Below are 12,095 nucleotides of genomic sequence, written 5' to 3' on the forward strand. Positions count from 1 at the left end.
CTGACGGGCGGCCGGCGGTGAGGCGGGAAGCCCGGCCGGCGAGGACTCTGCCGGTCTCGTCATCCGATGCGGGACACCCCGGTCGCGAAGATCGAGAACGAATCGACCGGCAGGGTCCGTGCGGGATGGAATCCCCGGTTCCGGCGGTGGGGAGGAGGTCAGGCGGGGATCTCGCGGTCGCGGAGTGAGCCGGGGTCGAGGACCTCGCGCAGGACGCGGAGTTCCTCGCCGGTCGGCTGCCGGGTCTCGGGGACGTCGCCGGTGACGGCCAGCGGGAAGCCGGTCGCCGCCACGACCTCGTCCACGGTGACGCCCGGGTGGACCGAGGCCAGGCGCATCGAGTGGTCGGGGCTCTGGAAGTCCAGCACCGCCAGGTCGGTGACCACCCGGCGCAGGTCGTGGTGGCGGTGGGCGCTCGACCCCGCCTCGGCCGCGCGGTCGTGGCCGACACCGCTGACCATGTCCACCCGCGGTACGAACACCCGGGTCGAGTGCCGGGGAACCCAGTAGCTGGTCGGGCAGCACACGGTGTTGCCCGGCACCCCGCGCACGCCCAGGAGCTGGGACTTCGGCCGGGACCAGTCACCGATGCAGGAGATGTTGCTGTTGCCGTACCGGTCGATCTGGCTGGCACCCAGCATGACGTGCCGCCTGCCGTTGAGCACCAGCCACAGGTGGTCCCGGAACGGCAGCCAGCCCTCGACGACCTGTGGACTCTGTCCCAGCGGCGGCACGTCGCCGGTCAGCAGGCACAGCCCGTCGTGCGTGATGAGGTCGGGCTCGAAGGTGAGCCGGGCCAGCCGGGCGGCCAGCACGGTGATCGCGCCGCCGATGCCCGCGGCCAGGATCTCCCCGTCCCCCCTGAACGCCTCGGCACAGGCGACGACGCACACCTCGGCCCGCGTGGCGACGGTCACGCTCATGATTCCTCCCGAAACTGGCGTACGGCCTCCTGGTAGGCGGCCTCGTCCCCGGACAGGTAACGGCCGGTGAAGGCCCGCCACGTCTCGGGGCCGGTGGCGGCGCTCGCATACGCCTGCTGGAACGCCTCGTCGCGGCCGTAGTCGGGCTCGCAGGTGGTGAAATGGGCACCGCCGGGGGTCTCCACCACGCCGGTCACCATGGACCGGCTGATCAGCAGAGACTGGACCGGCCCCTCCTTGAGCAGGTCGGCGGTGTCCACCACGCGCTCGCAGGAGACGTAGCAGCGCTCGGCCGCCTTGGCGTAGAGGTCGTCGAAGTAGGGGTCGGGGCCGAGATACTGGGCGTTGCCGCGCTGGTCGGCCCGGTTGAGGTGGACGAGCGCGACGTCCAGGGTCAGCGCGGGGACGGCGACGAGTTCCTCGCCTCCGGCGTAGGGCGACCGTACGGTCCGCAGCTCGGGGTTGACCCGCATCACATCCGAGCCGAGCCCGGCGCGGGTCGGCAGAAACGGCAGCCGGTGCGCCGCCGCGAGCAGGCCGAACATGAACATGCTCTCGTCGTACTCGGTGAACTTCACGGTCCCGGCCTGCCTGGCGGTCCGGAAGTGCGGTTCGAGGGGGATCGAGTCGAGCGACACGAACGGGGCGACCACCCGGGCGACCTTGCCGTACGCGCACAGCAGGCCGACGTCGGGGCCGCCGTACGAGACGACCGTCAGGTCTTCCAGAGAGGACCGGCAGATCGCCCGGACCAGCGCCATCGGTTTGCGACGCGATCCCCAGCCGCCGATCCCGACGGTCATCCCACTGCGCAGTTCCCCGACGACGCCGTCAATGGACATGATCTTGCTCACTGCTCGCTCACCGCTCCTCACTCGCTGCGCGGGCGGCTTCGTTCCTCAGCCGACCGCTCCGCTCGCTGCGTCGGGTTCGCTTCGGGCTCACTGCTCGCTCACCGCTCCTCACTCGCTGCTTCTCCCTCACTGCGCGGGCGGCTTCGTTCCTCGCTCACCGGCGGTCCGCCTCTCCAGCCGGCGATGCGCCGGACGGCTCCCGACTCGCAGAGCCATTGCCTCTCGCGATGAACGCGTCGCGGTGCCTGTCACCGGAGCCCATCAGGTTGAGTTCGAAGGTGAAGCCCTGCTCGAACCGGTAGCTGCGCCTGACATCGACCGGGTCGATGCCGTTCAGCGACTCCTTGGCCCGCCGGATGACGTAGGGGTCCTTTCCGGCGATCTGGGCGGCGACCTCGAAGGCGGTCTCGCGCAGCCGGTCGCGGGGCACGACCTCCAGCACCGAGCCGAAGGCGTGCAGTTCGGCGGCGGTGACGGTGCGGCACGTGTAGACCATGGCCCGCATCAGATGCTGGGGGACCAGCCTGGCCAGGTGGGTGGCCGCGCCGAGCGCGCCCCGGTCCACCTCGGGCAGGCCGAAGTAGGCGTCGTCGGAGGCCACCACGATGTCGGCGTTGCCCGCCAGCCCGACCCCGCCACCGAGGCAGAAACCGTGCACGGCGGCGATCACCGGGACCTCGCACTCGTAGACCGCCGCGAACGCCGCGAAGCATCCGCGGTTGGCGCCGACCAGCGCGGCGTGCCCGGTGGTGGCCTGCATCTCCTTGACGTCCACCCCGGCGTTGAACCCTCGCCCCTCCGCGCGCAGCACCACGACGCGGGTCTCGGGCGCGTGCCCGGCCTCCTGGACGGCCTCGGCCAGCTCGAACCAGCCGGAGACGGGTAACGCGTTGACCGGTGGCACGTCCACTACGACCTCGGCGACCGCTCCGCCGCCGTGAAGGGTGATTCTCATCGCGCCTCACTGTTCGCACCTAACGCTTGCTTGGTACGGTAGCACGCGACAGCCGGACACAGGAGTGCGCCCGGCGGTCGCCGCCGGGCGACCTTCCGGGAGGCATCCCGGTGGCCGGTTCGAGGCTCGGCCGGCCCACCTGGGAGGGCATGTGACGGCGGTCGGTCTTCCGGAGACTCCCCCGGGTGACCGCTTCGAGGACGAGGGCGAGGAGGCGAGCGCCGTGAACGCTGAGGGCGATGCGGATCGCGCGGCCGGGGTGGACGGCGCGACGGGCTCTCGTGGCGAGACGGACGCCGAGGCTCGTGGAAGTGGCGGAGTACCCGGCCGGGTTCGCTACGACCACACCGAATCGGTCGTGCTGGTGACCGGTGGCACCAGGGGGCTCGGCGCGGGTATCGCCGACGCGTTCCTGGCCGCCGGAGCCGAGGTGGTCGTGTGCGCCCGCAGGAAGCCGGAGGCCCTGCCCGAGGGCCTCGCGTTCGTCCCGGCCGACGTGCGCGACACGGCGGACGTGGACCGGCTGGTCACCGAGGTCGAGGAACGGTACGGGAGGCTCGACACGGTGGTCAACAACGCCGGAGGCTCGCCGTACGCGTTCCTGGCCGGAACCTCCCCGCGGCTGCACGCCCGGATCGTGGAGCTCAACCTGATCGCCCCGCTGCTGGTCGCGCAGCGCGCGCACCCCCTGCTCGCCGCCTCCGGCGGCTCGGTCATCATGATCGGCAGCTCCAGCGGTACCCGCCCCTCCCCGGGCACCTCCGCGTACGGCGCGGCCAAGGCGGGCCTGCACCACCTGGCCGCCTGCCTCGCCGCCGAGTGGGCGCCGCGGGTGCGGGTCAACACGGTGGTCGTCGGCCTCGCCGAGACGGAGGACTCGGCAGACCACTACGGCGGCCCCGACGGGGTCGCGCGGATGGGCGCCGCCGTTCCCGCGGGCCGGATGGCCCTCCCCGCCGACGTGGCCGAGGTGTGCCTGTGGCTGGCGGTCCCCGGCTACGTGACCGGCGCGGAGATCGCGGTGCACGGCGGTGGCGAGATCCCCGCCTGGCGGGAGATCGCATCTGGACACGACGGGTGAACAGCCGGGAAACTCTGCATGATCACGATGAAAGGAGCCCTGGCATGGGTGGGATCTGTGACGGGCGCGTGGTGATCGTGACCGGCGCCGGGCGCGGCATCGGCAGGGAGCACGCCCTGGAGTTCGCCCGGCAGGGGGCCAGGGTCGTGGTCAACGACCTCGGCACCGGCCGCGAGGGGGACGGGCGGTCGGGCGACCCGGCGCTGCGGGTGGTCGAGGAGATCCACGCCCTGGGCGGCCGGGCCATCGCCAACAACGACGACGTCACCGACTGGGGCGGCGCCGACCGGCTGGTCAAGACGGCGCTGAGCGCCTTCGGGCGGCTGGACGTACTGGTGAACAACGCCGGATTCGTCCGTGACCGGATGCTGGTCTCGATGACCGAGCAGGAGTGGGACGACGTGATCCGGGTCCACCTCAAGGGCCACTTCCTGCCGCTCCGGCACGCGGGCGCGCACTGGCGGGAACGCTCGAAGGCGGGCGACCCGGTGGACGCCCGAGTGATCAACACCTCCTCGGGGGCCGGACTGCTCGGCAGCGTCGCTCAGGGCAACTACTCCGCGGCCAAGGCCGGCATCGTCGCGCTCACCCAGGTCGCCGCCGCCGAACTCGGCCGCTACGGCGTCACGGTGAACGCGATCGCCCCGGCCGCCCGCACCCGGATGACCGAGGAGGTCTTCGCCACCATGATGGCCAGACCCGAGGACGGCTTCGACGCCATGCACCCGGCCAACATCGCCCCTCTGGTGACCTGGCTCGGCTCGGCCGCCTCCGGGCACGTCACCGGCCGGGTCTTCGAGGTGGAGGGCGGCGTCATCTCCCTCGCCGACGGCTGGCGCCACGGCCCCCGCGTCGACCGGGGCGCCCGCTGGAACCCGGCCGACATCGGCGACGCCGTCGCCGAACTCCTCACCGAGGCCCCCGACCCCGAGCCGGTCTACGGGACGTAGCCACCGGGCCGCGGCCTTTGGCGAGAGGCGAGCACTCGGCTCATGTCCTTTGGGTAAGCAGACCTGCTCGCGCCCCGGCGCCTGGGCGGCGGCGGCCAAAGCGCATCGTGATCAGGCTTGATGGGTCGTCGCCCAGAGCTCGTCGAGATGGCTGGTGAGGATGGTCATCATCCGCACACCCTCTGAAGGGGTGCGTATCGAGACACAGGTCTTTACGGTTTCCCGCCATTGAAGTCGGAGGTTCGCCTCCATGGTGGCCGTGGCCGTCGGTTGCCTAGCGTTGGCCGACGTGATCAGTCTCCAAGGTTTGTGCAAACGCTACGGTGACCGGATGGTCGTCGACGACCTGTCGTTGGATGTGAGGCCCGGCACGGTCACGGGCTTCCTCGGGCCGAACGGGGCAGGAAAATCGACGACGATGCGCCTGATCCTCGGGCTCGACCGCCCTACTGCGGGCACGGCGCTGATCGGCGGTGTGCCGTACCACGAGATCAGGAATCCGCTGCGGACGGTGGGCGCGATGCTGGACGCACGGGCGCTGCATCCCGGGCGTAGCGGGCATGCGCATCTGATGGCGCTGGCGCGCAGCAACGGCATCACGCGGAGCCGGGTGACGGAGGTCCTGGAGCAGGTCGGGATGGCGGATGCGGCGGGTAAGCGGGCCGGTGGGCTGTCGCTGGGAATGAGCCAGCGGCTCGGTATCGCGGGCGCGTTACTGGGCGATCCGGAGGTGCTGATGTTCGACGAACCGGTCAACGGTCTGGACCTCGACGGCGTGCGCTGGGTGCGCCACCTGATGCGCTCGCTGGCCGAGGAGGGCCGCACGGTGTTCGTCTCCAGCCACCTGATGAGCGAGATGCAGCTCACCGCCGACCATCTGGTGGTGATCGGCAGGGGACGGCTCATCATGGACGCGCCGCTGGCGGAGGTTATCGGGCGCAACTCCCTGACCGCCGTGGTCATCCGCACCCCGCACGCGGCCGACCTGTCCGTACGGCTGAACGGCGCCGGGATCACGGTGGAACGGCTCGGCGAGAACGAACTCGTCGCCACCGGCGCCACGATCGAGCGGGTCGGCGACCTGGCGTACGAGGCGGGCATCCGGCTGCACGAGCTGCGTACCCGCGAGGCCTCGCTGGAGCAGGCATATCAGGAGCTGACCGCGAGCAGCGTGGAGTACGGCACACGGGAAGCGGGAGTGTGAACATGCGGACCAGAGAGTTGGGCCAGGCGGTCGGCGCGGAGTGGGCGAAGCTGTGGTCGGTCCACTCCACCTGGTGGTGCCTGGCCGGCGCGGTGGTGCTCATGGTGATGAGCGCGCTGATGCTGGGCGGGGCGACGGCCACGGACATGCTCCGTGCCGAGGGCGGCGGAACCCGCTTTCCGGCGAGCGAGCCGGTGATCTCGGCGACGTCGTTCGCCCAGTTCGCGCTGGTCGCGCTGGCGATGTTGGTGATCACCTCGGAATACGCGTCGGGCAGCATCCGGAGCACGCTGCAGGCCACGCCGATCCGCGGCCGGGTGATCGCCGCGAAGGCGCTGGTGGTGGGGCCGGTGATGTTCGCTGTCGGAGTGCTGTCCGGGGCCGTGGCCACCGCGGTCGTCTACACGGTGCTGTCCGCCGACCTGTTCGGCGGCTATGTGGCGCTGCCGCCCGCCGAGGTCGCGCTCGACCTGCTGAAGGTCGGCGTCTTCTTTGCCCTGGTATCGGTGATGACGCTCGGCGTGGGCACCGCGGTGCGCAGTGCGGCGGGCACCCTGACCGTGGTGTTCATGCTGCTGATGGGCCTGCCGCTGATGTTGCTGATGACGGGTGTTTCGGTGGCGTTGGAGGTGTCCCTGCGCATGCCGCTGTTCGCCGGTCTGGCCTTCATGGGCAGTACCGACAACCTGACCGGCGGCCCGATGCCCTATGGGGCGGGAGAAGGTCTCCTCTGGCTGCTGGCATGGACGGTGGCGGCGGTGGCGGCCGGCCATGTCGTGCTGCGCCGGCGTGATGCCTAGACTTCGGGCCGTGTCAGGTAACCGTGCCGCGCGCACCCTGGTGGGGGTGCTCGTGGGCATGGTCCTCGGGGTCGTCGAGCTGGCCTTCCTCTGCCTGGCCTGGCCGGCTTCCCTGATCGCGGCCACGCGGCCTGTCGCCGACCGGGGCCTGGCCCGGCTGATGGCACTCGAACGGGCCCGGCTGGCCAGGTGGCTGGGCCACGACACGACGCGGACGGCCGGCGGCTACGGCTTTCTCACCGCCCGCGCCGCCCTGGGCGTGGTGGGCGGGTACGGTTGCGCGGCGGGTCTGTTCCTTGGTGGCCTGCTCCTGTTCGGAGGGCTGTGGGACCTGCTCTGGGGTGAGTCCGAGGCGGTGCCGGTGAACCTGCCCGGAGTGAAGCTGGTCACCACCAGCGGGATCCTCGGGCTGACCAGCGCGGGGGCGCTACTGGCCCTGGTGACGCTCGGGGTCCTCGCCGTGGGAGCGGCCGAACGGCGGCTGGCCGACCACTTCCTCGGACCGGGCAGGCAGGAGCTGATGCGCAGGCGCATCGCCGAACTGACCGCGACCCGCGCGGGCATCATCCGGGCCGTCGACGACGAACGGCGCAGGATCGAGCGCGACCTGCACGACGGCGTGCAGCAACGGGGGGTGGCGCTGGCCATGCTGCTCGGCCGCGCCCAGCACAGCCCCGACCAGGCCAGGACCGCCGAGCTGGTGGGCCAGGCCTACGCCGAGTCGCGCCAGCTCCTCGACGAGTTACGCAGTGTGGCCTGGCGGATCTATCCGACCGCACTCGACGAGCTGGGCCTGCGCGCCGCGCTCGCGGGCATCGCCGAGCGGTCGAGCATGCCGGTGACCGTGCACTACGGACTGGCCGACCGGCCCGTCTCCGAGGTCGAGACCGCCCTGTACTTCACCGCCCGTGAGGCGATCACCAACGCGATCAAGCACGCGGGAGCCCGTGACATCCTGGTCATGCTGACAGAGGACGAGCGGACGGTGAGCGTGGCGATCTCGGACGACGGCAGGGGCGGCGCGGACCCCTCGGGGGGAGGGCTCTCCGGGCTGGCCAGGCGAGTCCTGGCGCTCGACGGAGTGTTCACCGTCGACAGTCCGGCAGGCGGCCCCACCAAGATCGCCGCGACGCTGCCGAAGGACACGCCGTGCGACTGATCCTGGCCGACGATTCCGTGCTGCTCCGCGAGGGCCTGATCCGGCTGCTGAACGACGCCGGGCACGAGGTCCTCGCCGCCGTCGGCGACGCGCGGGCGCTGCTCGACGCCATCCGGCGGCACCCGCCGGACGTGGCCGTGATCGACGTACGCATGCCCCCCACGCACACCGACGAGGGGCTGCGGGCAGCACTGGAGATCCGCGAACACCGGCCGGACGTCGGGGTCCTCGTGCTGTCCCAGTACGTGGAGAAGACGTACGCGGCCACGCTCCTCGCGGGAAACACCGAAGGGCTGGGCTACCTGCTCAAGGACCGGGTCTCGGAGGTCGCCGACTTCCTGGACTCGCTGGAGCGGGTACGCGCCGGCGGCACGGTCTTCGACCCGGAGGTGGTCCGCCAGCTGCTCGCCCGCACCACCCACGCCGACCCGTTGAGCAGGCTGAGCAGGCGCGAGACGGAGGTGCTGCGACACCTCGCGCAGGGCTACGTCAACGCGGCGATCGCCGAACGCCTGCACGTGTCGCTCAGCACCGTCGAAAAGCACATCAACGCCATCATGGACAAGCTCGACCTACCCCGCGACCCCGGCTACAGCCGCAGGGTGCTGGCCATCCTGCGCTACCTCGACGCCTGAAGGCCCGGCCGGTCGCCGGTCGAGCGTTTCTCATGTCTCGCCGGTCCTCACGGCATCGACCCTGCGCTGTGTCGGAGAGACACGCGTCTCCGGGGGCGGTTGCGTCCAATTCCTCCTGGACCCTCAACCTAGCGCCGCAGAAGGCGCCGCAGAAGGCGCCACAGGGTGTGGAAGACCCATGCCACGAACATTTCGGGGAGGGCACTGAGAATCTGCCCGATGGCGTCTATGTGTTCGTCTATATCCCCTGACCGGGCGGTCCAGCACCAGCCGCGGTGTCCTTTGATCCGGTACACCACTGCCGAGATCACGGTCACCAGGAGCGCCAGTCCCAGTACGCCGGCCAGCGCCAGCGGCCCCAGCCAGATGGAGGGGATCACTCCAAGTATGACGATCAGCCCCCAGTGGATCACGTAATCCAACAGGAACGAGTTCATACCCCCGCCCTCCCGGACCAGGATTGCGAAACACATCTTCTGGTGCACGCACACGTCCGGGAGAGAGGTGTCCAGGGGAACTTCAGGCTTCATGCCGGGTTCCGGTGGCGGTACGGGCCCCTCGCGTCTACTCAGGGGATGAATGTCATCGCTCACGCCACCGTTGTATTGAGATCATCTTGGAACTTGCTGGCGTTCCACTTGGCCACCACGCCGATAGACCGGTCATCGGCTCTCCCGGGATCGGGCGGCCATCGCTTGGACCAGCCAGGCGCGCTCGGCGGCCAGCGTGGCCTCGTCATCGAGACCACGGGCGGCGTCAGGCTCAGGTTCGCCGGCCCACTGCGGGGCCGGTGGCAGGGCGTGACGGTCCAGGACCTCACGCCCGAAGCTCTCCCAGCAGAACACTCTCGCACGACGGCGGTGACGCCCTACGGCGAGATTCACAGCAGCTCACAACCGGCGTACAAGCCCGTCCGGCTATCCATAAGGGTGTGAGGAAAGAAACGACCATGTGGATGGAACCCGCGTTCACCGTGCCCGCAGGCCGTGCCCGCGGTGCCTCGGTCACCGCGGGCGCCGGCGAATCGTCGTCGGGGACGCTTTTGTGAGCCGGTACGTCAGCAGCGGGGATCCGCATGATCCGGATCTGTCACGCGTCCCGGTCGACGTCGAGGGGCTGGCCGACCTGGTGCACAACCGATACACCAGTAATCGCAGACTCCCGCAGATCCGTGACCTGGCCGCCCTGCTGGCCGAGAAGCGGCCGGTCCACCGGTTGCTGCCGCTACTGGAACGCGTCCCGGCCAAGCCCGACATGTGGGCGGAGCTGGTCGCCTGCCTGATGCAGGAGCTGGTGGTGCGCCGCGTCAACCTGACCCGGGTGCCCGCGGCGCTGCGCTGCGCGACTGCCCTGCGGGAGCTGCGCCATCCCCTCGCGGGACTGCCCCTCAAGCGCTCCAAGGGAGAACGCCACATATACTCCTTCGACTTCCCCTGGCGAGACCAGAGCGAGTTCTACGTTCCGGAACACCCGCAGATCGAGTGGATTCCCCAGCCCCAGAAAGGCACATGGGGGGGAGCCCGGGAGTCCACCCCGTTGTGGGACGCCTGGCTGGCGAAGGTACCGGTGTGTGAGTCAAGGATCGTGAGCACCAGGCAGGACGAGCGGCTCATCAACTCCGCTGTGCAGCACTGGGGTGAGCCCTCGCTGGCGGTGATCATCGAACTTCCCCGGCGGTTCGATCCCCGGGAGGTGGCATCGTTGTGGGTGAACGCGTTCCTGCCGGAGCCCCACAGAACCGAAGGCGCGCTGAACGGCCAGCTGGAAAGCCTGGACACCGTGGTGCGCGAGCTGCTCACCACGGCTTACTGCGACCCCCTCTTCTCCGAGAAGGGGTCGCGCGGTGCATACGGCAGGTTGAAGGCGTGGCAGTCGATCGCGGGCCTCGTGCGTGCCCCCGCCGACGCGTCCGTGCACCGAATCAACGAACTCGCCGCCCGATGGACGTGGATGGCGTTCAGACTCACCACACGGGAACCGTATTACGCGGACCAGGAGATCGCGATCGGCGCGCTCAGCCCAGGCGGGAACGTGCTGAGCCTGCTGGTCTCCTATGACACCGACTGACATCTCGCGACCGGCACGTCGGCGCGGGCGCCCCCGCCGCCTTCGGCCCGAAGACGATCGGCGTACTGTACGCCGATCACCACCGGGCCCGATCTGAGCGGTGGCTGCCGGTCAGTGTCACCGACCAGGGGTTCGCCGGGCGGCTGATGCTCTGGGCGCGGCAGGTGCCAGATGTTTTGCAGCCAGAGCTACGCTCCCCCACTCGGGTCGGTGCCACCAGCCACAAAATAACTCTGTGTGACGATTGCTGGACAATGTGGTCAGGCTGTGTCTGCTTCGGGTCCGCCACAAAGTAACAGAGCGCTGCGTCTCAAGTCCGCTGTCATCTGGAGGTCAGCCGGTAGCCGTCCCGGTGGAGCTCGTGGAGGGTGGCGAGGTTGTCCAACGATTCGGGCGGGACACTCAGCTCGTTGCCGTTCAGGTCGAGGAAGGTGAGGACGTTGAGGTCGCCGAGCCACTCGGGCAGGATGGTCAGCCAGTTAGCGCGCAGGCTGAGCATGGTGAGAGCGGTGAGGTTGCTCAGTGACTCAGGCAGAGCGGTCAGCTTGTTGTAGCCCAGGCTGAGCCTGGTCAGGTGAGTGAGGTTGCCCAGTGACTCAGGCAGAGCGGTCAGCTGGTTGTAGTCCAGGTTGAGGTCGGTCAGGTGAGTTAGGGTGCCCAGCCACTCGGGCAGGACGGTCAGCCGGTTGACGGCCAGGTTGAGCCTGGTCAGGTGAGTGAGGTTGCCCAGTGACTCAGGCAGAGCGGTCAGCTTGTTGCTGCTCAGGTCGAGGAAGGTGAGGGCGTTGAGGTCGCCGAGCCACTCGGGCAGGATGGTCAGCCAGTTAGCGCTCAGGCTGAGCATGGTGAGAGCGGTGAGGTTGCTCAGTGACTCAGGCAGAGCGGTCAGCTTGTTGTGGTCCAGGCTGAGCCTGGTCAGGTGAGTGAGGTTGCCCAGTGACTCAGGCAGAGCGGTCAGCTTGTTGTGGTTCAGGTTGAGGTCGGTCAGGTGAGTGAGGGTGCCCAGCCACTCGGGCAGGAGGGTCAGCCGGTTGCCGACCAGGTTGAGCCTGGTCAGGTGAGTGAGGGTGCCCAGCCACTCGGGCAGGACGGTCAGCCGGTTGCCGACCAGGCCGAGCATGGTGAGAGCGGTGAGGTTGCTCAGTGACTCAGGCAGAGCGGTCAGCTTGTTGTAGCGCAGGTCGAGCATGGTGAGAGCGGTGAGGTTGCCGAACGCGCCGGGTAGGACAGTCAACCGGTTGTCGGCCAGGTTGAGGTCGGTCAGGTGAGTGAGGTTGCCCAGTGACTCGGGCAGGGCGGTCAGTTTGTTACCGTACAGGTTGAGCCTGGTCAGGTGAGTGAGGTTGCCCAGCCACTCGGGCAGGACGGTCAGCCGGTTGACAGGCGCCTCGATACCGATCAGCTCGCTACCGCCCAGGTCGAGCGTGGTGAGGGCGGTGAGGTGACCCAGCGACTCGGGCAGGACCG

13 protein-coding genes are annotated in these 12,095 nt (G+C 69.6%); 7 read left to right on the forward strand and 6 right to left on the reverse strand.

All coding sequences use genetic code 11. The features are described 5' to 3' along the window. Positions 1 to 158: 158 nt before the first annotated feature. The 3 genes from ABT061_RS05230 to ABT061_RS05240 all read right to left on the reverse strand — a co-directional run bounded on the left by ABT061_RS05230 (position 159) and on the right by ABT061_RS05240 (position 2,732). Positions 159 to 923, reverse strand: a complete 765-nt coding sequence (locus tag ABT061_RS05230) for a CoA-transferase subunit beta (RefSeq protein ID WP_350912888.1) — start codon at positions 921 to 923, stop codon at positions 159 to 161. Continuing rightward, complete coding sequence (locus tag ABT061_RS05235) at positions 920 to 1,765, reverse strand: CoA transferase subunit A (RefSeq protein ID WP_350912890.1); 846 nt, start codon at positions 1,763 to 1,765, stop codon at positions 920 to 922. The genes ABT061_RS05230 and ABT061_RS05235 overlap by 4 nt, the downstream gene beginning before the upstream one ends. A gap of 166 nt (positions 1,766 to 1,931) precedes the next feature. Further along, a complete protein-coding gene (locus ABT061_RS05240; protein ID WP_350912892.1) occupies positions 1,932 to 2,732 on the reverse strand; it encodes an enoyl-CoA hydratase family protein in 801 nt (266 codons plus the stop codon). A gap of 151 nt (positions 2,733 to 2,883) precedes the next feature. On the opposite strand from ABT061_RS05240, the gene ABT061_RS05245 reads away from it, so the two are divergent. The 6 genes from ABT061_RS05245 (at position 2,884) to ABT061_RS05270 (ending at position 8,561) form a co-directional block, all read left to right on the forward strand. Then, a complete protein-coding gene (locus ABT061_RS05245; protein WP_350912894.1) occupies positions 2,884 to 3,813 on the forward strand; it encodes an SDR family oxidoreductase in 930 nt (309 codons plus the stop codon). A 44-nt stretch (positions 3,814 to 3,857) separates the two neighbouring features. Further along, positions 3,858 to 4,763, forward strand: a complete 906-nt coding sequence (locus ABT061_RS05250; RefSeq protein ID WP_350912896.1) for an SDR family oxidoreductase — start codon at positions 3,858 to 3,860, stop codon at positions 4,761 to 4,763. 289 nt (positions 4,764 to 5,052) lie between these two features. Continuing rightward, positions 5,053 to 5,967, forward strand: coding sequence for an ABC transporter ATP-binding protein (locus tag ABT061_RS05255; protein WP_350912898.1), 915 nt, complete (start codon positions 5,053 to 5,055; stop codon positions 5,965 to 5,967). Between the two features lie 2 nt (positions 5,968 to 5,969). Further along, complete coding sequence (locus ABT061_RS05260) at positions 5,970 to 6,767, forward strand: ABC transporter permease (RefSeq protein ID WP_350912900.1); 798 nt, start codon at positions 5,970 to 5,972, stop codon at positions 6,765 to 6,767. Between the two features lie 10 nt (positions 6,768 to 6,777). Further along, entirely contained in the window at positions 6,778 to 7,926 is a 1,149-nt protein-coding gene (locus tag ABT061_RS05265; protein ID WP_350912902.1) for a sensor histidine kinase, read from the forward strand. Then, entirely contained in the window at positions 7,917 to 8,561 is a 645-nt protein-coding gene (locus ABT061_RS05270) for a response regulator (protein WP_350912904.1), read from the forward strand. The genes ABT061_RS05265 and ABT061_RS05270 overlap by 10 nt, the downstream gene beginning before the upstream one ends. Before the next feature lie 128 nt (positions 8,562 to 8,689). Here ABT061_RS05270 and ABT061_RS05275 read toward each other — a convergent pair whose 3' ends face one another. Together ABT061_RS05275 and ABT061_RS05280 are read right to left on the reverse strand one after the other, a co-directional pair. Further along, entirely contained in the window at positions 8,690 to 8,998 is a 309-nt protein-coding gene (locus tag ABT061_RS05275; protein ID WP_350912906.1) for a hypothetical protein, read from the reverse strand. A gap of 225 nt (positions 8,999 to 9,223) precedes the next feature. Further along, a complete protein-coding gene (locus tag ABT061_RS05280; protein WP_350912908.1) occupies positions 9,224 to 9,406 on the reverse strand; it encodes a hypothetical protein in 183 nt (60 codons plus the stop codon). Positions 9,407 to 9,605: 199 nt separating this feature from the next. On the opposite strand from ABT061_RS05280, the gene ABT061_RS05285 reads away from it, so the two are divergent. Beyond that, complete coding sequence (locus ABT061_RS05285) at positions 9,606 to 10,628, forward strand: DUF6183 family protein (protein ID WP_350912910.1); 1,023 nt, start codon at positions 9,606 to 9,608, stop codon at positions 10,626 to 10,628. A gap of 322 nt (positions 10,629 to 10,950) precedes the next feature. Here ABT061_RS05285 and ABT061_RS05290 read toward each other — a convergent pair. Further along, positions 10,951 to 12,095, reverse strand: a 1,145-nt coding sequence (locus ABT061_RS05290; protein WP_350912913.1) for a leucine-rich repeat domain-containing protein, incomplete at its 5' end; no start/stop codon positions are given.

The sequence above is a fragment of the Streptosporangium sp. NPDC002544 genome, assembly GCF_040295965.1.
Classification (GTDB): Bacteria; Actinomycetota; Actinomycetes; order Streptosporangiales; family Streptosporangiaceae; genus Streptosporangium.